At 71.4% G+C, this 24,289-nt stretch carries 24 protein-coding genes; 6 read left to right on the top strand and 18 right to left on the bottom strand.

What is annotated here, in order from left to right; all coding sequences use genetic code 11:
* Positions 1 to 212 precede the first annotated feature (212 nt).
* The 4 genes from C1I95_RS08205 (at position 213) to C1I95_RS08220 (ending at position 4,494) form a co-directional block, all read left to right on the top strand.
* Positions 213 to 1,070, top strand: a complete 858-nt coding sequence (locus C1I95_RS08205) for a septum formation family protein (RefSeq protein ID WP_111213206.1) — start codon at positions 213 to 215, stop codon at positions 1,068 to 1,070.
* A gap of 61 nt (positions 1,071 to 1,131) precedes the next feature.
* The gene (locus C1I95_RS08210) at positions 1,132 to 2,823 is read left to right on the top strand and encodes an L-aspartate oxidase (protein ID WP_111213180.1); all 1,692 of its coding nucleotides are present in this window, start codon (positions 1,132 to 1,134) and stop codon (positions 2,821 to 2,823) included.
* Positions 2,823 to 3,716, top strand: coding sequence for a carboxylating nicotinate-nucleotide diphosphorylase (nadC, locus tag C1I95_RS08215; protein ID WP_438941294.1), 894 nt, complete (start codon positions 2,823 to 2,825; stop codon positions 3,714 to 3,716). Before C1I95_RS08210 ends, nadC begins: the two co-directional genes overlap by 1 nt.
* 19 nt (positions 3,717 to 3,735) lie before the next feature.
* The gene (locus C1I95_RS08220) at positions 3,736 to 4,494 is read left to right on the top strand and encodes a type III pantothenate kinase (RefSeq protein ID WP_111213181.1); all 759 of its coding nucleotides are present in this window, start codon (positions 3,736 to 3,738) and stop codon (positions 4,492 to 4,494) included.
* A gap of 260 nt (positions 4,495 to 4,754) precedes the next feature.
* Here the strand turns inward: C1I95_RS08220 and C1I95_RS08225 are convergent, their stop codons facing one another.
* The 14 genes from C1I95_RS08225 to glyA form a co-directional block, all read right to left on the bottom strand.
* Positions 4,755 to 5,342 (bottom strand): hypothetical protein, encoded by a 588-nt coding sequence (locus C1I95_RS08225; RefSeq protein WP_111213182.1) that lies wholly within the window; start codon positions 5,340 to 5,342, stop codon positions 4,755 to 4,757.
* Positions 5,343 to 5,656: 314 nt separating this feature from the next.
* Positions 5,657 to 6,112: a DUF2550 domain-containing protein gene (locus C1I95_RS08230; protein WP_111213183.1), complete on the bottom strand. Its 456-nt coding sequence runs from the start codon at positions 6,110 to 6,112 to the stop codon at positions 5,657 to 5,659.
* A gap of 12 nt (positions 6,113 to 6,124) precedes the next feature.
* The gene (locus tag C1I95_RS08235; protein ID WP_111213184.1) at positions 6,125 to 6,409 is read right to left on the bottom strand and encodes a F0F1 ATP synthase subunit epsilon; all 285 of its coding nucleotides are present in this window, start codon (positions 6,407 to 6,409) and stop codon (positions 6,125 to 6,127) included.
* A gap of 89 nt (positions 6,410 to 6,498) precedes the next feature.
* Complete coding sequence (locus tag C1I95_RS08240) at positions 6,499 to 7,599, bottom strand: LCP family protein (RefSeq protein ID WP_111213185.1); 1,101 nt, start codon at positions 7,597 to 7,599, stop codon at positions 6,499 to 6,501.
* Positions 7,600 to 7,876: 277 nt separating this feature from the next.
* A complete protein-coding gene (gene atpD, locus C1I95_RS08245) occupies positions 7,877 to 9,313 on the bottom strand; it encodes a F0F1 ATP synthase subunit beta (protein WP_111213186.1) in 1,437 nt (478 codons plus the stop codon).
* Positions 9,313 to 10,251 carry a F0F1 ATP synthase subunit gamma gene (locus C1I95_RS08250; protein ID WP_111213187.1) on the bottom strand — a complete coding sequence of 313 codons (939 nt, stop codon included), beginning with the start codon at positions 10,249 to 10,251 and terminating at the stop codon, positions 9,313 to 9,315. The genes atpD and C1I95_RS08250 overlap by 1 nt, the downstream gene beginning before the upstream one ends.
* Positions 10,252 to 10,260: 9 nt before the next feature.
* The gene (gene atpA, locus C1I95_RS08255; RefSeq protein ID WP_111213188.1) at positions 10,261 to 11,907 is read right to left on the bottom strand and encodes a F0F1 ATP synthase subunit alpha; all 1,647 of its coding nucleotides are present in this window, start codon (positions 11,905 to 11,907) and stop codon (positions 10,261 to 10,263) included.
* A 92-nt stretch (positions 11,908 to 11,999) separates the two neighbouring features.
* Positions 12,000 to 12,821: a F0F1 ATP synthase subunit delta gene (locus C1I95_RS08260; protein ID WP_111213189.1), complete on the bottom strand. Its 822-nt coding sequence runs from the start codon at positions 12,819 to 12,821 to the stop codon at positions 12,000 to 12,002.
* Entirely contained in the window at positions 12,821 to 13,351 is a 531-nt protein-coding gene (locus C1I95_RS08265) for a F0F1 ATP synthase subunit B (RefSeq protein WP_111213190.1), read from the bottom strand. The genes C1I95_RS08260 and C1I95_RS08265 overlap by 1 nt, the downstream gene beginning before the upstream one ends.
* Positions 13,352 to 13,382: 31 nt before the next feature.
* A complete protein-coding gene (gene atpE / locus C1I95_RS08270; protein ID WP_111213191.1) occupies positions 13,383 to 13,610 on the bottom strand; it encodes an ATP synthase F0 subunit C in 228 nt (75 codons plus the stop codon).
* A gap of 96 nt (positions 13,611 to 13,706) precedes the next feature.
* Complete coding sequence (gene atpB, locus C1I95_RS08275; RefSeq protein ID WP_111213192.1) at positions 13,707 to 14,486, bottom strand: F0F1 ATP synthase subunit A; 780 nt, start codon at positions 14,484 to 14,486, stop codon at positions 13,707 to 13,709.
* A gap of 42 nt (positions 14,487 to 14,528) precedes the next feature.
* The gene (locus tag C1I95_RS08280) at positions 14,529 to 14,750 is read right to left on the bottom strand and encodes a cell division FtsX domain-containing protein (protein WP_111213193.1); all 222 of its coding nucleotides are present in this window, start codon (positions 14,748 to 14,750) and stop codon (positions 14,529 to 14,531) included.
* Between the two features lie 166 nt (positions 14,751 to 14,916).
* Entirely contained in the window at positions 14,917 to 15,390 is a 474-nt protein-coding gene (locus C1I95_RS08285; protein WP_111213194.1) for a Cg1360 family ATP-synthase-associated protein, read from the bottom strand.
* Positions 15,387 to 16,673: a serine hydroxymethyltransferase gene (glyA, locus tag C1I95_RS08290; RefSeq protein ID WP_111213195.1), complete on the bottom strand. Its 1,287-nt coding sequence runs from the start codon at positions 16,671 to 16,673 to the stop codon at positions 15,387 to 15,389. The genes C1I95_RS08285 and glyA overlap by 4 nt, the downstream gene beginning before the upstream one ends.
* Positions 16,674 to 16,708: 35 nt before the next feature.
* Here glyA and C1I95_RS08295 point away from each other — a divergent pair, with 35 nt between their 5' ends.
* The gene (locus C1I95_RS08295; protein ID WP_111213196.1) at positions 16,709 to 18,193 is read left to right on the top strand and encodes an SDR family oxidoreductase; all 1,485 of its coding nucleotides are present in this window, start codon (positions 16,709 to 16,711) and stop codon (positions 18,191 to 18,193) included.
* A gap of 3 nt (positions 18,194 to 18,196) precedes the next feature.
* On the opposite strand, the gene C1I95_RS08300 is transcribed toward C1I95_RS08295, so the two are convergent.
* From C1I95_RS08300 to prmC, 4 genes are all read right to left on the bottom strand, one after another.
* Complete coding sequence (locus C1I95_RS08300; RefSeq protein ID WP_111213197.1) at positions 18,197 to 20,308, bottom strand: transglycosylase domain-containing protein; 2,112 nt, start codon at positions 20,306 to 20,308, stop codon at positions 18,197 to 18,199.
* Between the two features lie 128 nt (positions 20,309 to 20,436).
* A complete protein-coding gene (locus C1I95_RS08305) occupies positions 20,437 to 21,048 on the bottom strand; it encodes an arsenate reductase/protein-tyrosine-phosphatase family protein (RefSeq protein ID WP_111213198.1) in 612 nt (203 codons plus the stop codon).
* On the bottom strand, positions 21,049 to 21,693 hold the full coding sequence (locus C1I95_RS08310; protein WP_111213208.1) for an L-threonylcarbamoyladenylate synthase: 645 nt from the start codon (positions 21,691 to 21,693) through the stop codon (positions 21,049 to 21,051).
* A complete protein-coding gene (gene prmC / locus C1I95_RS08315) occupies positions 21,693 to 22,664 on the bottom strand; it encodes a peptide chain release factor N(5)-glutamine methyltransferase (RefSeq protein WP_199523650.1) in 972 nt (323 codons plus the stop codon). Before prmC ends, C1I95_RS08310 begins: the two co-directional genes overlap by 1 nt.
* Positions 22,665 to 22,738: 74 nt before the next feature.
* Here prmC and C1I95_RS08320 point away from each other — a divergent pair, with 74 nt between their 5' ends.
* Complete coding sequence (locus C1I95_RS08320; protein ID WP_111213200.1) at positions 22,739 to 24,286, top strand: GGDEF domain-containing protein; 1,548 nt, start codon at positions 22,739 to 22,741, stop codon at positions 24,284 to 24,286.
* Positions 24,287 to 24,289 lie beyond the last annotated feature (3 nt).

A 24,289-nucleotide genomic window follows, 5' to 3' on the forward strand; every position in this document is an offset into this window, starting at 1 on the left:
GTGTAAGGAAGGGCCCCTTCTTATCGCCTCGCGTGGTTAACGGGCCCCTTTTTAACATCTCCCCACCGCCCCGCGACCAGTGCGCCGTGAATCCGGTCTGTTACCGGATGGTCATTTCTGGTTACGCTGGTAGCGCCGTCGGTGGACGGCCGCTGGCTGGGGGAGGCGGCGTGCTGCAGCGTGCGACGAGAAGCCTGATCGCGGCCTTCGCCATGGCTGCGCTGCTGGTGGGCTGCGGCGCACCCGGCGGGCTCGACGGCGACCTGGTCGACGACTGGGTGGCGCTGCCGCCGCCCGGTCCGTTCACCCCGGCTGCCGAGGTCTGCCACGAGGCCGACTTCGCCGACGCGGTGCCCGTCGCGGCATACACCCCGGTGGACTGTGCCGCGCCGCACCGGGTGGAAACCGTACATGTCGGTGCTTTTCCCGACGGACGGAGTGAGCCACCACCGATCGCGTCGGCCGAACTACGCACGGCGTTCGCCGACTGCGACAACCGGGCTAACGGCTACGTCGGTGACAACTGGCGGGCCGGCCGGATCCGGCTGGCGGTCGCGGTGCCGTCCGGGCCGGGCTGGGCGGCCGGCTCGCGGTGGTACCGCTGTGACCTGATGGAGGTCAGCACGGCCGAGGCGGCGGCCACGGTCGTGCTGCGTACCGGCTCCCTGCGCGACGCCCTCCGGGCGCCGTCGCCGCTGCGGCTGGGGTGCCAGCAGACACGTGCCGGCCGGGGCGGGGTGGTGGAGACCCTGCGGCCGGTGGACTGCGCCGAGCGCCACGACGCCGAGTTCGCCGGGGTGTGGCAGGCCCCCGACCGCCCGTACCCGTCGGGGAGCGCCGAATGGGCGCCGGTCTACGACGGCTGCCGTTCCGTGCTCGCCCGGTTCGCCAGCCTGCCGGACGACGGCGACCTGGCCTTCCGCAGCGACATGGTGGTCCGCCCACCCGGTGCCGGCCGGTGGCGGGCCGGGGATCGGGGCGTCCGCTGCTACCTGTGGCTCGCCGACCGCGCCGTGACCGGGTCGCTCAAGGGCGTCGGCCCGGCCGGCCTGCCGGTGCGGACGAAGTAGCCGGAACCACTCGTCCCGCCCCCGCCGCCCGAGCTGAGCAGCGCTCGGGTTGACTGTGGGTATGGAGCTACCGACCGTCGGCCTGCCGGCACTGCCGAGCCTGCTGGCCGCTCCGGCGCCCGGCTGGGTGGAGACCACCGACGTGATCGTGGTCGGCTCCGGGGTGGCCGGGCTGACCGCCGCGCTGCACCTGCGCGAGGCGGGCCTGCACGTCACCGTGGTCACCAAGGTCAACATCGACGAGGGGTCGACGCGCTGGGCGCAGGGCGGCATCGCCGCGGTGCTCGATCCGGCGGACACGCCGGCGATGCACGCCTCCGACACCGAGATCGCCGGGGTGGGCCTGTGCGACCCGGCGGCGGTGCGCGTCCTGGTGGAGGAGGGGCCGACCCGGCTGCGCGAGCTGATGCGCATCGGCGCCGAGTTCGACCGCAATCCCGACGGCTCACTGATGCTCACCCGGGAGGGTGGGCACCGCGCCGACCGGATCGTGCACGCCGGTGGCGACGCGACCGGTGCGGAGGTGCAGCGGGCGCTGCACGAGGCGGTCCGCCGCGACCCGTGGATCCGGCTGGTCGAGCACGCGCTGGTGCTGGACCTGCTCCGCGCACCCGGCGACGGCCCGGACGGGCTCGGCCCGGCGTGCGGTATCACCCTGCACGTCCTCGGTGAGGGCAGCGAGGACGGCGTCGGCGCCATCCTGGCCCGGGCGGTCGTGCTGGCCACCGGCGGGATGGGCCAGATCTTCGCGGCGACCACCAACCCGGCGGTCTCCACCGGCGACGGTGTCGCACTGGCCATGCGCGCCGGGGCGGCGGTCACCGACGTGGAGTTCGTGCAGTTCCACCCGACCGCGCTGATCGTGTCGGAGCAGGCTCGCCTGACCGGCGCCGGCCACGCCCAGCAGCCGCTGGTTTCCGAGGCGTTGCGGGGCGAGGGTGCGCACCTGGTGGACGCCGACGGCAAGCGGTTCATGCTCGGCCAGCACGAACTGGCCGAGTTGGCGCCCCGGGACGTGGTGGCCAAGGGCATCCACCGGGTGCTGCTGGCCACCGGCGACGACCATGTCTACCTGGACGCCCGCCACCTCGGCGGCGACTTCCTGGCCCGCCGCTTCCCCACCATCGTCGCCTCCTGCCTGGCCATCGGGGTCGACCCGGGCACCGACCTGATCCCGGTTGCGCCGGCCGCGCACTACGCCTCCGGCGGGGTCCGTACCGACCTGCACGGCCGGACCTCCATCCCCGGCCTGTACGCCTGCGGCGAGGTCGCCTGCACCGGCGTACACGGTGCGAACCGGCTGGCCAGCAACTCGCTGCTGGAAGGGCTGGTGTTCTCCCGGCGGATCGCCGACCACATCGCGTCCGGCCTGCCCGAGCAGGCGCGCCCGGCGGACACCGGAGCCTGGCGCGGCGGTACCGGCTGGGTGGTACCGGCCGCGGTGACGCCGGCGTTGCAGCGGGCCATGACCCGTGGCGCCGGAGTGCTCCGGTCGGCCGCGTCGCTCACCGCGACCGCCACCGAACTGGTCGACCTGAGCACCGGTCGCGGCACCCCCCGTACCGCCGACTGGGAGGCGACCAACCTGATCACGGTCGCGGCCACGCTGGTCGCCGCCGCGTACGCCCGCCAGGAGACCCGGGGCTGCCACTGGCGGGAGGACTTCGGATCGGCCGACGAGCGGTGGCACGGCCACCTGGTCGGCGCGATCGGCACGCAGGGCCGGTTGACCACTCGGTGGGAGGAAACCTGATGGTTGATACGGAGCGGATGCTGCGCGAGGTCGGGCTGGACCCGGACCAGGTGCGCGGGATCATCGAGAACGCACTGGCCGAGGACCTCGGCCCGGACGCACTCGACGTCACCAGCGTGGCGACCATCCCGGCCGCGCAGACCGACACCGCCGACCTGGTGGCCCGGGCCGGCGGGGTGGTCGCCGGGCTGGCCGTCGCCGCCGCCGTGTTCGAGCTGGCCGCCGAGGTGACCGGGGCGGGCCGTACCGTCGAGGTGTCGCTGGTGGCCCGCGACGGCGACCGGGTGGCCCGCGGCGACGTGCTGGCCACGGTGACCGGCCCCAGCCGAGTGCTGCTCACCGCCGAACGGACCGCACTCAACCTGCTCTGCCGGATGTCCGGCGTGGCCACCCACACCCGGGCCTGGGCGGACGCCCTGGCCGGCAGCAAGGCGATGGTCCTGGACACCCGCAAGACCACCCCGGGAATGCGCGCCCTGGAGAAGTACGCGGTCCGCGCCGGCGGCGGCACGAACAAGCGGATGGGCCTGCACGACGTCGCCATGATCAAGGACAACCACAAGTACGCCGCAGGCGGAATCACGCCCGCCTACCGGCGGGTCCGGGAGGCGTTCCCGGACGTGCCGGTGCAGGTCGAGGTGGACACGCTCACCGAGGCGGTGGAGGCGGTGGAGGCCGGCGCGAAGTTCCTCCTGCTGGACAACATGCCGCCGTCGGTGCTCGCCGCCGTGGTGGCGGCCGTCGGCGACCGGGCCGAGCTGGAGGCGACCGGCGGGCTGACCCTCGCCGACGCCGCCGAGGTGGGCGCCACCGGCGTCGACTTCCTCTCGGTCGGCGCGCTCACCCACTCCTCGCCGATCCTGGACATCGCCCTGGACCTGCGTACGGAGTGAACCCGTCTAGGCTGCGTGCGTGCTGCTCTGCATCGACATCGGGAACACCAACACCGTGCTGGCGACCTTCGACGGCGACAAGCTGGTGCACTCCTGGCGGATCAAGACCGACGCCCGCTCGACCGCCGACGAACTGGGCCTGATGTTCCGGGGGCTGCTCGCCGGGGATGCCGTCGAGATCACCGGTGTCGCGGCCTGCTCGACCGTCCCGGCCGCCCTGCGCTCGTTGCGGACCATGCTGACCCGTTACTACGGGGAACTGCCGAGCGTGATCGTGGAGCCCGGGGTACGCACCGGAGTGCAACTGGCCATCGACAACCCGAAGGAGGTCGGCGCCGACCGGGTGGTCAACACGCTGGCCGCGTACACCCTCTACGGCGGGCCGTCGATCGTGGTCGACTTCGGCACCACCACCAACTTCGACGTGATCAGCGGCCGGGGTGAGTTCCTCGGCGGGGCGTTCGCGCCGGGCATCGAGATCTCCTTCGACGCGCTCGCCGCCCGCGCCGCTCAGCTGCGCAAGGTCGAGGCGACCAAGCCGCGCTCGGTGATCGGTAAGAACACCGTCGAGTGCCTCCAGGCGGGGCTCTACTTCGGCTTCGCCGGGCAGGTGGACCGGATCGTCGAGCGGATGGCCGCCGAACTGGGCGAGCTGAAGGCGGTGATCGCCACCGGCGGGTTGGCGTCGCTGGTGCTCAACGAGTGCCGGACGATCACCCACCACGAGCCGATGATCACGCTGATCGGGCTGCGCATGGTGTACGAGCGGAACCTCTGACGCTCTGTTTCTGGGTCCTTGCGGTGGGGGTTTCCGGGCAGCCCGGCCGGCTCCGGGCGGTCAGGCTTGATCCCTCCGCCGGGCACGGTCGCCCCCAGCCCGTCGTGGTCGGGTGCCGCGCAACCGCTCAGGCAGTTGTTTCTGGCTTGGGGCTGCTGGCCGGCTTGCGCGGCTGTTCGGCTTGCCTGGGTGGTTGTGGAGACGGCGCTGGCCGGCACCCTTTGTCGGGTGCCGGCCAGCGGCTCTGCTTTGTGCGGTTGTCAGCTGTTCCAGTACTGGCTGACCAGGTCGGCGGCCTGCTGCTCCCACTGGGCGTAGGCGTCCGGGTAGGCCGAGACCTGCACCGTCTGGGCGGCGTCGGTCAGCGGCATGTCCTGCCAGCCGTCAACCTGCTTGAGGCCCTTGAGGAAGGCCAGGGTCGAGTACTCGGGGTCGGTGATCTGCTCCGGGCTACCCCAACCGCTCGACGGCCGCTGCTGGAACAGGCCCAGCGAGTCATGGTCGTTGAGGTCACCGAGGTGGCCCAGGTTCTCCAGCTTCGACTCCTGCAGGCTGGTCGCGATCGACACCACCGCCGCCCGCTCGGGCAGGCCCGCCTTCTTGGTCGCGGCGATGATCGCCTTCGCGTTCGAGACCTGCTCGCCGTTCAGGTCGATCTTCGACTGCGCGCCCTGCACACCGTGCGGGATCAGCTTGGCGCTGTCCGGCTTGTCGGCCTGTACGGCAGCAACCAGGTTGCCGGTGACCGGGCCGGGGTCGGCGTGAGCGGCGATCGGACCGGCGAACACACCACCGGTGAAGGCCAGACCAGCAATACCGAGAACGGTCTTACGGAAGATCGTGTTCATGACAAAGCTCCATTCGGGGGTTGGCGCACACACACCCATGGGGGTCGGGCCGTGCACGCGGGCACCGTCAGGCGCTCAGAAGACAAGGGGAAGTACTGGGGATCCGGCGCGTGGGGCGGAGCCTCTTCACGGCGCCGGGACCATCTGTAACGACCGCCGGCCCACCATCATTCCGGGCCCCGCACACCCACCTCGCCGGGCGTCACTCACCCTCGGCGGGCCACACCCGACAACAGGGACCACCCGACAACAGAAACCACCGGGAAAACCAGGAACCACCCGGAGAGACAGACCCCCGGCAGACCCGCGAAAAGTCAGGCAGCAGGCCAGTCCTGGGAGGCCACACGCGGCGAGACCGCCCCCGGAGGGGCGGCCTCGAGCCAGGAGAGGAATCCGGTGACGGTGGATCGTGCCATGGCGATCTCGACCGGAGCGTGTCGGCTGGTACACCGGAGGATGATCCAGTCGGCCGGCATGGACATCCGTTCCTGCCCTTCCGGCAGGCGCCGTCGCTCCACGGTCAGCCCGTCGCGGGACAACACCCGCCGCGGGCGTACCGCGAAACTGAACATCCGGTACCAGCGGAGTTCGTCGCCGAGAAACCGGCCGAAGCCGGGCGACCAGCCGCGGCCGTCGAGCATGGTGGAGGTCCGGACGCTGAGCCGGATGATGCCTCCGCTACGGGTGACGATGGCCCGCCGAACAAAGAGGAACAGGATCGCGCCGAGGATCACGGCGATGCCGATTCCGATCCCTTCGACGATCTCCATCGGCGGGTCGACTCAGCTGCTCTGAGCGGCGGAGGCCGGGGTCGCGGTCTCGGCCAGCACGGTGACACCCTGCTCGCTCACCGACAGGAATCCGCCGGCCACCTCGTAGGCGAGCTGCTCGCCACCGGCGAGCTTGATGCGTACCTGGCCGGGCTCGGCGAGCTGGCCGAGCAGGGGCGCGTGCCCCGGCAGCACACCCAGCTCACCCTCGGTCGTCCGGGCCATGACCATCTCGGCCTTGCCGGACCAGACCTTCTCCTCGACGGCCACGAGCTGGACGTTAAGCTGCTCTGCCACGCTGTCTCCTTGCTGAGGCGGCGAATTGGGGAAAGTCTAGTCCCGCCCTGGTCATGTTCTTCATGCGGGTGCCGAGACCTGCGCCACGATCAGCCCTTGTTCACGAATTTGGGGTGTTCGAGCAGGAACGGATCCAGCAGTTCCTTCTCCAGGGCCACGAAGAACTCGTCCACCTCGGGCACGAACTTCTCGCCGCGGTACTTGCCGTTCTCGTTGTTGACACCGCCGCCCGGCAGCTTGATCATCTGGATGTTGCCGGGGCGGATGTCCTTGAGCGCGAGACCGAAGTCGACCACGCTGTGGCCCCGGCCGTTGAAGATCAGCGACTCGCCCGCCGCCCGGAGCACCTTGTCCAGCTTCACCGGGTTGGTCACCACGTCGGCGCTGAACGCCTGGCTGGCCATCGCCTTGACGAACTGCTGCTGGTGCCGCTGCCGGCCGTAGTCGCCGTCGGGGACACCGCTCGAAGGGTAGCGCTGGCGGACGTAGTCCAGCGCCTGCCAGCCCTCAAGGTGCTGCTTGCCCTTCGGGTAGACCGCCTGCGGCCCGATGTAGCCCTTGCCGTTGGGGTTGCCCTTGCGGTGCTTGCCGTCCGGCTCCCGGTGCTCGGAGCGGACCTCCCGCTCGATGTTCATGGTGACGCCGCCCATGGCGTCGACGATCTTCTGGAAGCCGGAGAAGTTGATGATCGCCCCGGCATCGAAGCGCTCGATCCCGGTGACACGCTGCGCGGTGATGGCGAGCAGTTCGAAGCCTCGTGCCGCGTCCGGCTTCCCGCCGGGCACCCGGCTGCCGAAGGACATCGCGGCGTTCAGCTTGGTGGTGGAGCCGTTGAACTCCGCCTTGGGGAACGCCGGGATGTCGACGACGAGGTCACGCGGCAGGGAGAAGAGGTACGCCCGGTCCATCCCCTTCGGCACGTGCAGGACCATGATCGCATCGGACAGCGGCGGAGTGTTCTCGTCTCGTGGGTCGATGCCGACCAGCAGGATGTTGAGCGGGCCCTTGATGTCGCTCTTGCCGGCGCCGGCGCCGGCCGCCTCGTCGCCGAAGAGATCCGCCTTGCCGATCGCGCCCTCGTAGCGGGCCATCAGCGCCTCGGCGCCGACCAGCGATGTCCCGCTGAGCATCATCAGAACCACGCCGAAGATGGTGCAGAACCGGGCCCAGCCGGGCACGCCCTTCCACATCGACGATTTACCACTGCGCTTGCCGCGCTTGCCGCCCCTGCCGGCCTTGCTCACGTGCGTCTCCGTTCGTCACGCCCGCTGGGAGATACGGACGTGCGTAGCGAATGGTTGAAGTCGATGTGCCGCTCATCGGCGCATGAGCGTGGCTAGACGGTATCTCGCGGACGGCAACATCGCCGACCCGGGGAATCGGGCAGCGGCGATGATACGTCCCGAAGATGAACAGAAGGCCGCCCCGGAGTTACCGGGACGGCCTTCTTTCGTTCGGCTCGAAGGGTCAGCCCTTCATCAGCTCGGCGGCCTTCTTCTCCAGGTCGTCGAGCCCACCGCACATGAAGAACGCCTGCTCGGGGAAGTGGTCGTACTCGCCCTCGCTGATCTTCCGGAACGCCTCGATGGTCTCCTTGATCGGGACCGTCGAGCCGGGTACGCCGGTGAACTGCTCCGCCGCGTAGGTGTTCTGCGACAGGAAGCGCTCGATCCGCCGGGCCCGCTGGACCGTGATCTTGTCTTCCTCGGAGAGCTCCTCGATACCGAGGATGGCGATGATGTCCTGCAGGTCCTTGTAACGCTGCAGGATCCGCTTCACCTCGCTGGCCACCTGGAAGTGCTCCTGGCCGACGAAGTCGGGGGCCAGGATCCGGGACGAGGACGCCAGCGGGTCCACCGCCGGGTAGATGCCCTTGTCGGAGATCGACCGCTCCAGGTTGGTGGTCGCGTCCAGGTGGGCGAACGTGGTGGCCGGGGCGGGGTCGGTGTAGTCGTCCGCCGGCACGTAGATCGCCTGCATGGAGGTGATGGCCTGGCCCCGGACGGAGGTGATCCGCTCCTGCAGCTCACCCATCTCGTCGGCCAGGGTCGGCTGGTAACCCACCGCGCTGGGCATCCGGCCCAGCAGGGTGGAGACCTCGGAACCGGCCTGCGTGAAGCGGAAGATGTTGTCGATGAAGAGCAGCACCTCCTGCTTCTGCACGTCGCGGAAGTACTCCGCCATGGTCAGCGCGGAGAGGGCGACCCGCAGCCGGGTGCCCGGCGGCTCGTCCATCTGGCCGTAGACCAGCGCGGTCTTGTCGATGACGCCGGAGTCGGTCATCTCGTGGATCAGGTCGTTGCCCTCGCGGGTGCGCTCACCCACGCCGGCGAAGACCGAGGTACCACCGAAGTTCTTGGCAACCCGGGTGATCATCTCCTGGATGAGCACCGTCTTGCCCACGCCGGCACCGCCGAACAGGCCGATCTTGCCGCCCTTGACGTACGGGGCGAGCAGGTCGATGACCTTGATGCCGGTCTCCAGCATCTCGGTCTTCGGCTCCAGGTCCGCGAAGGCGGGCGCCTTGCGGTGGATGCCCCAGTGGTCGTCGGCCTGGATGGTCTCGCCCTCGGTGAGGTTGAGGCACTCGCCGATCGCGTTGAAGACGTGGCCCTTGACCCCGTCGCCAACCGGCACCTTGATCGGGCCGCCGGTGTCGCGCACCTCGGCACCACGGACCAGACCGTCGGTGGGCTGCATCGAGATCGCCCGGACCAGGTTGTCACCCAGGTGCTGGGCGACCTCCAGGGTCAGCGTCTTCTCACCGCCGGACAGGGTCACGTCGACGTGCAGGGAGTTGAACAGGTCCGGCATGGCGTCGCGCGGGAACTCGGCGTCGACGACCGGGCCGATGACCCGGACCACGCGACCCGTGGCCGTCTTGGTCTCTACTGGGGCAGTCATCACACTTCACTTCCCGACGCGGCCAGCGCGTTCGCGCCGCCGACGATCTCGCTGATCTCCTGGGTGATCCCGGCCTGGCGGGCCGAGTTCATCTCACGCGTGTACTTGTCGATCATCTCTTCGGCGTTGTCCGTGGCGCTCTTCATCGCCCGCCGCCGGGCCGCCGACTCGCTCGCCGCCGACTCCAGCAACGCCGCGTAGATCCGCGTGTTGATGTACTTCGGCAGCAGCGCGTCGAGCAGCGCCTCGGGGTCCGGCTCGAAGTCGTAGTCCGGCAGCACGCCCGGAGCCGCCTCCGACCGGGGCCGCTCCTCGACCTGCAACGGCCCGATGATCCGGGTGACCGGAGTCTGCGTCATCAGGGACTTGAACTCGGTGTAGACGATGTGCAGCTCGTCCACCCCGAGCACGCCGTCCTCGCCGGCATCGCCGTCGACGTCGTCCGCGCCGGCGGTGAACGCCTTGATCAGCGTCTCACCCACCTCGCGGGCGTCGGCGAACGACGGCTGCTCCGAGAACCCCGTCCAGCTGGCCTCGATCGGCCGGTTGCGGAACCGGTAGAACGACACGCCCTTGCGCCCGATGACGTAGAGCACCGGCTCCTTGCCGTCGGCCTGGAGCCGGGCGATCAGCGACTCCGCCGTCCGGATGGCGTTGGAGCTGTAACCGCCGGCCAGACCACGGTCGGCGGTCACCAGCAGCACACCCGCCCGGCGCACCCGCTCGCGCGGGGTGAGCATCGGGTGGTCGATCCGCGCGTTGGACGCCAGCGCCGTGAGCACGCCGGTGATGGCCCGGGCGTACGGCAGGGACGCCGCCACCCGCGCCTGGGCCTTGGCGATCCGGCTCGTCGCCACGAGCTCCATCGCCTTGGTGATCTTCTTCATCCCCTTCGCCGAGCGGATCCGTTGACGAAGAACACGTACCTGCGCCGCCATGGCCCGGCCCTACTGCTTCTGGGCCGGGGCCCCGCCGCTGTAGCGGGTGACCGTCTCGTGCTCGGCCTCGCCCTCCAGCGGCGCTGCCGGCGCCTCGTTGATCGTGCGCTCGTCCTCACGACCGAGGAAGCCCTGCTTGAACTCCGTCACGGCCGACTCGAGGACAGCGATGATGTCGTCGTCCCACTTGTTGTCGGCGATCGCCTGCAGCGTGGCGTTGTGCTTGCGCCGCAGGTGCTCCAGGAACTGCGTCTCGAAGCGCCGTACCTCGCCGACCGGGACGTCGTCCAGCTTGCCCTCGGTGCCGGCCCAGACCGAGACGACCTCGTCCTGCACCGGGTACGGCGAGTAGTTCGGCTGCTTGAGCAGCTCCACCAGGCGGGCACCGCGGTCCAGCTGAGCCCGGGAGGCCTTGTCCAGGTCCGAGGCGAAGGCGGCGAACGCCTCCAGCTCACGGAACTGGGCCAGGTTCAGCCGCAGCGAGCCGGAGACCTTCTTCATCGGCTTCACCTGGGCCGCGCCGCCGACCCGGGAGACCGAGGTGCCGACGTTGATGGCCGGCCGGACGCCCTGGTTGAACAGGTCGGTCTCCAGGAAGATCTGGCCGTCGGTGATGGAGATGACGTTGGTCGGGATGAAGGCCGAGATGTCGTTGGCCTTCGTCTCGATGATCGGCAGACCGGTCATCGAGCCGCCGCCCATCTCGTCGGAGAGCTTCGCGCAGCGCTCCAGCAGGCGGGAGTGCAGGTAGAAGACGTCACCCGGGTACGCCTCGCGGCCCGGCGGGCGACGCAGCAGGAGCGACACGGCCCGGTACGCCTCGGCCTGCTTGCTCAGGTCGTCGAAGACGATCAGAACGTGCTTGCCGCCGTACATCCAGTGCTGGCCGATCGACGAGCCGGTGTACGGAGCGAGGTACTTGAAGCCGGCCGGGTCGGAAGCCGGCGAGGCGACGATGGTGGTGTACTCCATCGCGCCCGCCTCCTCCAGCTGGCCCTTGATGGAGGCGATCGTGGAGGCCTTCTGGCCGATGGCGACGTAGATGCAGCGGACCTGCTTCTTCGGGTCGCCGGAGGCCCAGTTCTCCCGCTGGTTGAGGATGGTGTCCAGGGCGACCGTGGTCTTGCCGGTCTTGCGGTCACCGATGATCAGCTGCCGCTGGCCCCGACCGATCGGGGTCATCGCGTCGATGGCCTTGATGCCGGTCTGCATCGGCTCGGAGACGGACTGCCGCGCCATCACGTTCGGGGCCTGGAGCTCGAGCTCCCGGTAGCCCTCGTCGGCGATGTCGCCGAGGCCGTCGATCGGCTGGCCGAGCGCGTTGACCACGCGACCCAGGAAGGCGTCACCGATGGGCACCGAGAGCACCCGGCCGGTGCGCTTGACGCGCTGCCCCTCTTCAAGACCGGAGTAGTCGCCGAGGACGACGACACCGATCTCCCGGACGTCGAGGTTCAGCGCCACGCCGAGCGTGCCGTCCTCGAACTCCAGCAGCTCGTTGGTCATGGTCGAGGGCAGGCCCTCGACGTGGGCGATGCCGTCACCGGTGTCAGCGACGGTGCCGACCTCCTCGCGGGAGACGTCGGGCGAGTAGGAGGAGACGTAGCGCTCCAGGGCGCCGCGGATCTCCTCCGTCGAGATGGTCAGCTCGGCCATCCTCTGCTTCCTTAAGTATCAGGGGCCCGGGATACCTAGTACCGACCGGTCCTTGGGTCGACTGTCATTCCGGGCGCTTCGCGGGGTGCTGGTCAGCGCTTCGCGAGCGCGTTACGGGTCTCGTTGAGGCGGCGCAGGATCGTCCCGTCGTACAGGTCCGAACCCACCCGGACGCTCGCTCCGCCGAGGATCGTCGGGTCAACCGTAAGCTTCACGGCGACCGCCCGGCCGTAGATGGCCGAGAGCTGGTCACCCAGCCGGCGTTCCTCGTCCTCGGTGAGCGGTGCCGCGACGGTCACGTACGCGACCTGCCGGTCGCGCCGCTCCGCCGCCAGCTCCACCAACCGGGTCAGCGCGGCGGAGAACGACCGGCCGCCGAAGCCGGCCAGGGCCGCCTCCACCAGCCGCACCGTCACCGGCCGGGCCTTGTCCGAAAGGAGCATCCCGACCAGCTCGGCCCGCTGGGCCACCGACGCGATCGGGTCGGACAGGGCGTTGGACAGCTGGGAATCCGCGGCGACCACCTGGCCGAAGCGGAACAGCTCGTCCTCCACCTCGCCGAGCTCGCCGGCCCGGTCGGCGCTGGCGAGCAGGGCCTGCACGCCCAGCCGCTCGGCACCCTCGAGCAGTTCCGAGGGCGCCGACCACCGGCCGGCGACCAGCGTGCCGAGCAGGTCGAGCGCGTCCGCGCCGACCTTGCCGGAGAGCACCCCGGTCAGCAGCCCGCTCCGATCCGCACCCTCACGGGCCGGGTCGGAGAGCGCCCGGCGCAGCCGGACCTCGCGCCGCAGCAGATCCGCCACGGCGAGCAGCTCGCCGCCGGTGGTGGCCACCGCCGACGGCTCGGCACCCCGGACGTACTCCTCCAGCCGCGTGTGGGCGGCGGTGTAGGACTCCCGGCTGGCGGCCTGCATCAGCGGGCCCCCGCGCTCTCGAGATCGGTGAGGAACCGCTCGACGGTGCCCTTGCGGCGGGCCTCGTCGGCGAGCGACTCGCCCACGATCCGGCTGGCCAGGTCGACCGCGAGGCCGCCGACCTCCGCGCGCAGCTCGCGCACGGTGGTCTGGCGCTCCACGGCCAGCGACTCCCGGCCGGCGGCGATGATCCGGTCGGACTCCTCCCGGGCCTTGGCCAGGATGTCGGTACGGATCGACTCGGCGTCGGCGCGGGCGTCGTCCCGGATCCGAGCGGCCTCGGTACGCACCTCGGCGAGCTGGGCGCGGTACTGCTCGAGCAGCTGGTTGGCCTCGGCCTGAGCAGCCTCGGCACGCTTGAGGCCGCCCTCGATCGCGTCGACCCGCGCCTGGTACATCGCCTCCATGCGCGGCATGACGAACTTCAGCAGGACGAAGCAGAGCAGGGCGAAGGCGATCGACCCGATGACCAGCTCCTGCCAGATCGGCACGAGCGGGTGGTGCTCCACGCCTTCGGCGGCGATGAACATGTCAGACCTCCAGGTCGAGGAGTGTGGCGCGTCAGCCGCCGACGGCGAAGGCAAGCACCAGGCCGAACAGCGCAAGCGCCTCGACCAGCGCGAAGCCCAGGACCAGCCAGGTGCGGTTGTAGCCGGCGGACTCCGGCTGGCGGGCGCTGGCCTGGATGTAGGCCGCGAAGATCAGGGCGACACCGATACCGGGGCCGATGGCGGCGAGGCCGTAGCCGATGGTGTTGACGCTGCCCTCGATGGCGGCAAGTGCAGTCATTGCGGGTATTCCTCCTAGTAGACGCGTGAGGTCTCACGCGTACGCGGTCTTACCGGAAGCTTTGTCGGGCCGGGCGGCCCGCCGGGTCTGCGTGGATCAGTGCTCGGCGGCGAGCGAGCTGCCGACGTAGTTGGCGGACAGGGTGACGAAGACGTACGCCTGCAGCAGCGCGACCAGCACCTCGAAGAAGGCCATCAGGATCGCCATCAGGAACGAGAAGACCGACGTCACCTGGATGAAGACGTTGTCCGAGGCGAGCATGACGAAGCCGCCGACGGTGAACACCAGCAGGATCAGGTGACCGGCGAACATGTTCGCGAAGAGTCGCACCGCCAGGGTGACCGGCCGGTTGATGAAGTTCTGCAGGAACTCGATCGGGATCAGCAGGAAGTGCATCGGCCACGGCACGCCGGGGATGATCAGGTTCTGCTTGAGGTAGCGGCCCAGGCCGTGCTTGCGGACGCCGATGTAGAGGTACATCACGTAGGTGATCGCGGTCAGCACGATCGGGAAGGCGATGTGCGAGTTCGGCGAGATCTGCAGGCCGGGCACGATGCCGAAGAGGTTCGTCAGCGCGATGAAGGCGAACAGCACGGTGAAGTAGGGCGCGAACCGGATGCCGGCGTTGCCCATCTGCTCGCGGACGATGTTGTCCCGCACCAGGCCGTAGAGCGACTCCGCCATCCACTGGCCCTTGCTCGGCACCAGCTTCGGGTTCCGGTAGGTGGCCATGAAGAAGATGATCAGGAGTCCGACAGCCAGCCAGATCATGAGGGTGAACTTGGTGACCCACGGGCCGGCCAGGTCCGGCGGGTAGAAATCTTCGACCCTGGGAGGCCAGGGAAGGCCCTCAGCGGCGATCAACTGTCCGCTCACCGTGTCATCCTCCGCACTCGACAGACCCGCGCGTGCCGGAACTCAGGCACCGAGCCTCTTCATGATCAGGTAGATCGCTCCGGCTGCGCCGAGCATCATGCCCACACCGATCCCGATGCCGGTCGGAAAGCCGAGGAGTTCCCCCGCCAACCAGCCGAGGAATCCCCACACCACGATGCCGGCGAGCAGGTAGCCGATGACGGCTCCGGCAACGCCTTCCGACGAGTGCTCGTCGGAGCTTCCGGGGTGAGGGTTGTCGGCCATGACGAGGCGAACACTATCAGCCGGGTGTGCCGCGAGTGTGCGGCACCCCCCACACTGCGAGCAGCGTGCGGGCGGCGGGTACGGGCGCGTCAAGCCGGGGTCAGCCTACTCCTGAACGGCCAGCAGAACAGGAGGATGAAACGCCCGGGAAACGCCAGCCGTACGGTCAGTGCTCCGCCGAGCGGTCCACGGTGGGCAGCGGGGAGCGCAACGCCCAGGTCAGGTGGGCTCCGGTCCATACCACCACGGCCGCGATGATCGACACGCCCATGTCCGGCAATCCCGACCAACCGGTGGCCGCCACGGCCGCCAGCGCCACACCCAGGAAGACGATCTTCGTGACGTAGGTGAGCAGCCCCACCGACATGATCAACTTCGGGTGCACCGCGTCGGCCCAGGCCACCGAGAGGCTGGAGATCAGGTAGCTGACGATGACCAGGGCGATCCCGGCGGCCACCCCGGCCGCGCCGGTCGGGCCACGCAGCAGGGCGGCCGCCGGTACCCCGACCACGGCCAGCACGGCGCAAGCGAGCAGCGGCAGGCGCAGATGCGGCAGGCGGGCCCGGATGGCGCCGGGCTCCCCCGCACGAGGCGCGGACATCGGGGGTACGCCGGGCTCACCGGCGCGGGGCGCGGTCATCGGGGGTACGCCGGGAAGTCGGCGACCAGCTCGGCCACGTCGGCGGCGATCCGGGTCAACTCGTCGGCCCCGCCCGGGGCCGCCGGATCGGTTCGCACCGCCCGGCCGATCAGCTCCGCGACCTGACGCATCTGCGCCTCCCCCAGACCCTGTGTGGTGATACTCGGCGTGCCCACCCGGATTCCCGAGGCGACCATCGGCTTCTGCGGGTCGTACGGAATGGCGTTCTTGTTCAGCGTGATCGTCGCCACGTCGCACCGCGCCTCGGCCTCGGCCCCGGTCACCCCGAGATCCCGCAGGTCGATCAGGGCCAGGTGGGTGTCCGTGCCACCGGAGACCGGGCGCATCCCCTCGGCCGCCAGCCCGTCGGCGAGCGCCCGCGCGTTGGCCACCACCTGCGCGGCGTACGTCCGGTACTCCGGCTGCGCCGCCTCGCGCAACGCGACGGCCTTGGCCGCCACGGCATGCATCAGCGGGCCCCCCTGGGTGAACGGGAAGACCGCCTTGTCGATCCGCTCGGCCAGTGACTCGCGGCAGAGGATCATGCCGCCGCGCGGACCGCGCAGCACCTTGTGGGTGGTGGCGCAGACCACGTCGGCGTACGGCACCGGCGACGGGATGGCCTGCCCGGCGACCAGCCCGATGAAGTGCGCGGCGTCCACCATCAGGTACGCGCCGACCTCGTCGGCGACCTCCCGGAACCGGGCGAAGTCGATCAGCCGCGGGTACGCCGTCGCGCCACAGATGATCATCTTGGGCCGGTGGGTACGGGCCAGGTCACGTACCTCGTCGTAGTCGATCAGCTCGGTGTCCCGCCGGACGGTGTAGCCGACGGTCTGGAACCACCGGCCGGAGAAGTTCACCCGGCTGCCGTGGGTCAGGTGCCCGCCGTGCGGCAGTTCCATCGCCAGCACGGTGTCGCCCGGCTGCACCAGCGCGGCGTACGCGGCCAGGTTGGCGCTCGCTCCGGAATGCGGCTGGAGGTTGGCGTGCTCGGCGCCGAACAACTCCTTCGCCCGGGCGATGCCGATCTCCTCGGCCCGGTCCACCTGCGCGCAGCCACCGTAGTAGCGCCGCCCCGGGTAGCCCTCGGCGTACTTGTTGGTCAGCGTCGAACCCAGCGCGGCCAGCACCGCCGGCGAGGTGAGGTTCTCGCTGGCGATCAGTTGCAGGCCGCCGCGCAGCCGGTCGAGTTCGCCGAGCACCACCTCCGCGATTTCCGGGTCGGTGGTGCTGAGCTGCTCGAAGTCCGGCCCCCAGAAGGTGCCCTTAGCGGTCTCCACAGCGCCAGAGTCTAGGCGGCCCCAGACTGGAGACCATGAGATGCCTGGTCACCGGCGCGACCGGTTACATCGGTGGGCGGCTTGCGCCCCGCCTGCTGGCCGAGGGAAACGAGGTGCGCTGCCTGGCCCGCCGGGCCGGCCGGCTCCGCGACGTGCCGTGGGTGTCCCGGGTCGAGGTGATCGAGGGTGACCTGAGCCGACCGGAAACCCTGACCGGGGTGTTCGACGGCGTCGACGTGGCGTACTACCTGGTGCACTCGCTCGGGCAGCCCGGCTTCGAGGCCGCCGACCGGCGGGCCGCCACGGCCTTCGCGGCGGCGGCCCACGCCGCGGGCGTACGCCGGATCGTCTACCTGGGTGGGCCGGAGCTGGCGGCCGGCGACGCGGCCACCTCGGCGCACCTGCGCTCCCGCAGCGAGGTGGGGCGGATCCTGCTGGACAGCGGCGTGCCGACGGTGGTCCTGAGGGCGGCGGTGATCATCGGCTCGGGCTCCGCGTCGTTCGAGATGCTGCGGCACCTGACCGAGCGGCTGCCGGTGATGGTCACCCCGCGCTGGGTCGCCAACCGGATCCAGCCGATCGCGGTCGACGACGTGCTGCGCTACCTGGTCGGCTGCGCGGGCCTGCCGCCGGAGGTCAACCGCGGCTTCGACATCGCCGGCCCGGACGTGCTCACCTTCGGCGAGATGATGCAACGCTACGCCCGGGTGGCCGGGCTGTCCCGCCGGCTGCTCGTGCCCGTCCGTCCGCTGACGCCCGCGCTCTCCTCGTACTGGGTCGGGTTGGTCACCCCGGTACCCAACGCGCTCGCCCGGCCGCTGGTGGCCAGCCTGGTGCACGAGGCGGTCGCGCACGAGCACGACATCGCGGCGTACCTGCCGGACCCACCGGGCGGGCTGACCGGCTTCGACCGGGCGGTCGAGCTGGCCCTGACCCGGGTACGCGACGCGGAGGTGGAGACCCGCTGGTCGACCGCGGCCGGCCCGGACGCACCGGCCGAGCCGCTGCCCAGCGATCCCGACTGGAGCGGCGGCACGGCCTACACCGACCTGCGCGAACGGGCGGTGGCGGCGTCACCGGAGGCGCTCTGGCGGGTGATCGAGGGCGTCGGTGGCGAGCACGGCTGGTACTCGTTCCCGCTGGCCTGGTCGGTGCGGGGCTGGCTGGACCGGCTGGTCGGCGGGGTGGGGCTGCGCCGCGGCCGGCGCCACCCGCACCACCTGCGGGTGGGCGAGGCGCTGGACTTCTGGCGGGTGGAGGAGATCGTGCCGGGCGAGCTGCTGCGGCTGCGCGCCGAGATGCGGCTGCCCGGCCGGGCCTGGCTGGAGATGCAGGTGCGGCGGGACGGTGCCGGGCAGGTCCAGTACCGGCAGCGGGCGGTGTTCCTGCCGCGGGGGCTGGCCGGGCACGCGTACTGGGCCGCGGTGGCGCCGTTCCACGCGCTGGTCTTCGGCGGGATGGCCCGCAACATCGCCGAGGGCGCCGAGCAGTTCGCCGCGGAGGCCCAGCCGCCACGGTGAGGCTCAGTTGCCGGAGCGGTCCCCGCCGACCCGGTACGCGGTCCGCTCGCTGGGCGGCACGAAGTCGCGTACCGGCTGGTCCCGCAGGCCGAAGGCGAGCGTCTCCGCCACCGCCTCCACCATGTCGGCCTGCACCTTCGCGCCGACCCCGTCCTGGGGCTCGTCGGGATTGGCCGCCATCATGGCGACCGCCAACTGCGGGGTGAAGGCCACCACGGTCTCCGTGGCGTACCCCTCGGAGCTGCCGGTCTTGCCGGCCACCGGCCGGCCGAGCTGGCCGCGCAGTCGGGTCGCCGTGCCGCCGTCGCAGGCGTGGTACATGGACTGGTCGCCGACCGGGCAGCGGGCCGCGTCCGCCGCCGCACGGGCCACGTCGACGTCGAGCACCTGCCGGCAGTCCGGCTGCCCGGCGGTCACCCGCCGGCCGGCCGCGTCGGTGATCGAGGTGATCGGAGTGGGCGCGCACCAGGTCCCCTCGGCCGCCACTGTGGCGTACGCGCCGGCCAGGTCCAGCGGGGTGGTGGCGGCCACGCCCAGGGTGAATGGCCCCCACTCGCGTGCGCCGTGCCGGGCCAGCAGCGCGTCGTCCTCGGCCCGCAGCACGATGCCGAGCCGCTCGGCCATCTCCACCACCCGGTCCGCGCCGATCCGCTCGGTCAGCCAGACGAAGTACGTGTTGACCGAGCGGCCGAACGCCGTCCACATGTCGTGCTCGCCGCTCATCGACGTGCTGGCGTTCGCCGGGCACCAGTAGCCGCCGCAGCTCGCGTTCCCGCTGACCTTGTAGTCGGTGACGATCCGCGACGGGGCGTCGAACTGGGTCCGCAGCGGCAGCCCGGCCTCCAGGGCGGCCAGCATGGTGAAGAGCTTGAACGTGGACCCGGCCTGGTACCCGACGATCGTGCCGCCCCCGGCGACGAGTTGGTTGACGGTGTTCGGGTGGTTCTTCTGCCGAGGCGGGTTGGCCGCCACGCTGTAGACGCGGTTGACCGACATGGCGAGGACCCGCCCGGTGCCCGGCTGGACCACGGCGGTCGGCGCGGCGAACCGGTTCTTGACGGAGTAGATCCGCTGGACCTGCTCGGTGGTGGCCTCCTGCACGGCCGGGTCGAGTGAGGTGACGATGCTGAAGCCGCCCCGGCGCAGGGTGCGCTGCCGTTCGTCGACGCTGCCGCCGAAGGCCTGCTGGTCGTTCCACCAGCGGGTGAACCAGTCGCAGAAGAAGCCCCAGTCGTTGTGCCCCTCGGGCACCGCCGTGCAGTCGTTCGGGGTCTCGTGCGGGCGCAGGTCCAGCGGCTCGGCCTTGGCGCCGGCCGCCGCCTCCGGGGCGACCTGACCCGACTCGACCATCCGGTCCAGCACGTACGCGCGGCGGGCCGTGGCGGCGTCCGCGTCCCCGTTGATCGGGTCGTCGGTGTTCGGGGACCGGACCAGCCCGGCCAGCAACGCCGCCTGGGCCAACGTGAGGTCGGCCGGGGAGGTGGAGAAGTAACGCTTGCTGGCGGCGGCGATGCCGTACGCCCCGGCCCCGAAGTAGGCGATGTTGAGGTACCGGGTCAGGATCTGGTCCTTGGTCAGCTCCCGCTCCAGCGCCAGCGCGTAGCGCATCTCCTGAATCTTGCGGGCGGGGTTCACCTCGGTGGCCGCGGCCCGTTGCGCCTCGCTCAGCCGAGGGTCGGTGCTCAGCACGTTACGGACGTACTGCATGGTCAACGTGGACGCACCCTGTCGGGTGGAGCCGGCACCCTGGTTGACGGCGAAGGCCCGCACCACACCCCGGAGGTCCACCCCCCGGTGTTCGTGGAACCGGATGTCCTCGGCGGCGATGATCGCCTGCCGCATCACCGGCGCCACGTCGTCCAGCGGCACGTCCACCCGGTCCTCCTGGTAGAAGGACGTGATCAGGGTGGTGCCGTCGTTGGCGTACAGGTTGGACCGCTGGGCCGTCGGTGGCGTACGCAGCGTGCTGGGCAGCTCCGCGTACGGCCCGGAGAGCGACGCGAAGCCGATGCCGAACACCAGCGCGGCCGGCAGCGCCGCCGTCGCCAGTACCAGGCCGGCCAGCGCGCCGGACAGCAGGACGGTGAACACTTTCGGCAGGATCGCCCGGGTCATCAGCTCTCCCCGCAGGAGCCGGCAGGACCCTCCCAGAATGGCGCTAATCGCCTTTTCTGCCGCGCTTTTCCCTCAAACCCGGAGGAAATTCGCACGGGTGGGTGTCACGGCCGGAACCCGACCCGCGGTCAGGGCAGCAGGGCCGCCGCGAGCGGATGAACCGTCTCCTCGATCTCGTCGGCCACCCGGCTGAAGCACTGGTCGCCGCGCCCCCACGGGTCGTCGAGGTCGTCGGTGGGCAGCGGGGTGGTGCCCAGCCGGGCCGCGTGCGCCGCCTCGACCAGCGCCGCGCCCCGGGCGTAGACCGCCTCCGGGGTCGCCTCGGCCGGCGGCAGCGTGGCCGGATCCAGGCCGGCCAGCAGCCGGCCGAACTCGCCCAGCACGAACGTGCGGGACGCGGCGTCGGGACGCAGCGCCACCACGTACTCCTGCTGGTCGGCGGTGGCGGTCAGGACCAGGTCGGCCGCGTCGATGTGGTCGGAGCGCAGCTTGCGCGCGGCGAAGCCGGCGACGCTGCCGCCCCGGGTGGTCACCTGGCGGGCGGCCGGTGGGTTCATCTCCTCACCGGCGTGCCAGCCACCGGTGCCCGCGCTGTGGCTGTGCAGCAACTCCTCGGCCCGGGCCGGGTCGACGTCACGCCGGGCCAGCCGCTCCCCCACCGCGAGGCCGAGCAGCCGCTCGGCCATCGGCGAGCGGCAGATGTTTCCCATGCAGACGTGCAGGACGGTGAACGGAGGCACTCACGCCACCTGGCTCTCACGCAGGTCCGGCACCACGTCGCGGAGCCGGTCGAGGTCGATGGCCCCCTCCCGGACGAGCACCGGCACCTCGCCGGTCAGGTCCACGATCGTGCTCGGCACCGGATCCACCGCCGGCCCGGCCTCCAGGTACGCCCGCACCGAGTAGGCCAGTTGGTCACGCGCCTCGTCGGCGGTGAGCGCGGCCGGCTGGCCGAACTTGTTGGCCGCGGCGACGGCCATCGGGCCGGTCTCCCGCAGCACCTCCAGCGCCACCGGGTGCAGCGGCATCCGGACCGCCACCGTGCCGCTGTCGTCACCCAGATCCCACCGCAGGCTCGCGGAGTGCTTCACCAGGATGGTCAGCGCGCCCGGCCAGAACGCCTCGACCAGGTCGCGGGCGGCCGGCGGCAGCGTGTAGACCAGGCCGTCGAGGGTGTGCCGGGAGCCGATCAGCACCGGTGGTGGCGCGTGCGGCGCGTCCTTGGCGTCCAGCAGCGCCTTGACCGCGTACGGGGTGAAGGCGTCCGCGCCGATCCCGTAGACCGTGTCGGTCGGCAGGACGACCAGTTCGCCGTTGCGAACCGCCTCGATGGCCGCAGCGATGCCGCGGTCCCGGTCGGCGAGCGACCGGCAGTCGTAGAGCATCACGAGGAGCCAGTCTGCCACGTCACGGCCGAGTCCGGTTGCGGGCGGTCCGCCCGGCGGGACGCCGTGGCGAAGCGGGGTCGGCCGGCGAGGTCGTGGTGCTCGGCGATCGCCGCGTACCGGCCGTCCGCGGCGAGCAGCCTGGGCACCACCGTGCCGTGCGTGTCGTCGTGCTCGACGCCGAGGACGCCACCCGGTCGCAACAGGGTCGCCGCGCGGTCGACCACCGGCCGGAGCACGGCCAGGCCGTCCGCCCCGCCGAACACCGCCTCCGCCGGGTCGTGCCCGGCCACCTCCGGCGGTACGGCCACCGCCTGCGGGACATAGGGCGGGTTGCAGAGCAGCACGTCGACCCGGCCGGTCAACTCGGCCAGCAGGTCGGGATCGGTCACGTCCGCCTCGACCACCTCGATCGGCCGGTCCCCGGCGGCGACCCGGGCCGCCGCGTTGCGGCGCAGCCAGGACAGCGCGGCGGGCGAGCGTTCCACCGCCACCACCCGGGCGGCCGGCACCTCCTGAGCCACCGACAACGCGATCGCCCCGGACCCGCTGCACAGATCCACCACCAGCGGCTCGGCGCGGTCGCCGGCCGGGTTCCGCTCGACGGCCCGGGCCTGCTCGACACCCCAGCCGGCGAGCAGCTCGGTCTCCGGGCGCGGCACGAAGACACCCGGCCCGACGGCCAGCTCCAGATGCCGGAAACCGGCGCTGCCGGTGAGATGCTGCAACGGCTCGCGCCGGGACCGCCGGGCCACCAGCGCCTGGTAGCGGTCCAACTGCCCGTCGGTGAATCCGTCCGCGAGGGCCAGCCGCCCGCGCGGCACCTGGAGCACGTACGCGGCCAACAGCTCCGCCTCGGCCCGGGCGGAGGCGACCCCGGCGTCGGCGAGGCCGCGAGCGGCCCGGGCCACCACGGGAGAGGGACGGTGTCGTCTCGTCCCTTCGGACGGGTGTTGCGGCACAGAGGTCACGCGATAATCATGAATCGTCGCGGTGCACGTGCATACGCCGGTGCAGCCAGCGACACACCGACGGGAGGTCGCGGGTGGGCTGGCTCGGCCGGGTCGATGACCAGGTTGACGCCCTGACGAAGGCGCGGGCGTTGCAGGAGATGAGCCGCTCGACCGAGGCGTACACGATCCTGGAGCGGGTGCTGCGCGGCACCCGGGACCCGCACGCCCGGGCCGACGCGCTCGTACAGCGCCTCTCCGCGCTGATCAACCTCGGCCGGACCGCCGAGTACACCCGGGCCATCGAGGAGGCGTCCGCCGCGGTCCGCGACCTCGCCGAGCCCTACCTGCACGGGCACCTCAACGCGTTGGCCGCGCTGGCCGCACACCATCAGGGCGCGCTGGACCGCTGCGTCACGCACCTGGTGAAGGCCGCGCGGGCGTTGGGCGCGGTGGACGACCCGGACCGGGACACCGCGTGGGGCTGGCACGACCTGGCGATGGCCTACTCCTACCTGAGCTTCCACGGGTACGCGCTCGGTGCGATCGAGCGCGCCCGACAGCTCGGCACCGCCGCCGGGATTCCCGAGGAGACGTTCGCCGCCCCGGGCATCCGGCTGCGCAACGCGGTCGCCCTGGACCACACCGGCGACAGCGACGGCTGCCTGCGCGTACTGCGGGACGTCGCCACCGACCTGGACCGGTTCGTGGCCGTCGGGCGCGCCGACCAGCTGCGGCCCAGCAGCCTCGCCGCCTACGGTTACGCGGCGGCCCGCCGGGCGGCGCTCGGTGACACCGTCGCCGCCCCGGGCACGGATCCGGCCCGGCTGCTCGGGCACGGCGCGGACAGCGCCCGCGCCCGCGACATGCGCCAGCTGGGTCAGGTCTGCCTGGCCATCGCCATCGGACGGCCGATCGAGGCGGTCACCCGGCTGGACGCCGTCCTGGTCTCCGCCGAGACGCTCGGTGCGGCCGAGCCGGCCCGGCTGCGCAGCATGGCGCTGGCCCGGGCGGGCGACCACGCGGCCGCACACCGGGCCGACCGGTTGGCCTTCCGGCTCGCCGCCCAGCGGCACGACCGGCTCCGCGACGTCTACATCGACGGCATCGCGGCCCGGATCGACCACGAGGAGATGCGCCGCGAGGCGGCCCGGTTCGAGGGCGAGGCGCTGACCGACCCGTTGACCGGGCTGCCGAACCGACGCCGGCTGGAGCGCTACATCGCCGCGGTGGTCGCTCGCGGTGAGCGCGTGGTGATCGGCGTCTGTGACCTGGACGGGTTCAAGGCGGTCAACACCCGCCACGGCCACCACTCGGGGGACCTGGTCCTCCAGCGGGTCGCCGGGGTGATCAACAGGGTGATGCGCCGGGGCGACTTCGTGGCCCGCTACGGCGGCGACGAGTTCGTGGTGGTGCTGCCCGGGGCGGGGATGGCCGAGGCGGCCGAGGTGGCCCGCCGCATCGACGCCGCGGTATGCAGCGAGGACTGGGAATCCCTCGTCCCCGGTACGCCGGTCGGCGTCAGCATCGGCTTCTCCGAGGTGGGTGTCGGCGGCCCCGGCCAGCGGGACGCACTCAGTGCCGCCTTCGAGGCCGCCGACCGCGAGATGCTGCGGACCAAGGTTCGGCCGCGTACCTCCTGACCA

Origin of the sequence: Micromonospora craterilacus (genome assembly GCF_003236315.1) — a bacterium.
Lineage (GTDB): Bacteria > Actinomycetota > Actinomycetes > Mycobacteriales > Micromonosporaceae > Micromonospora > Micromonospora craterilacus.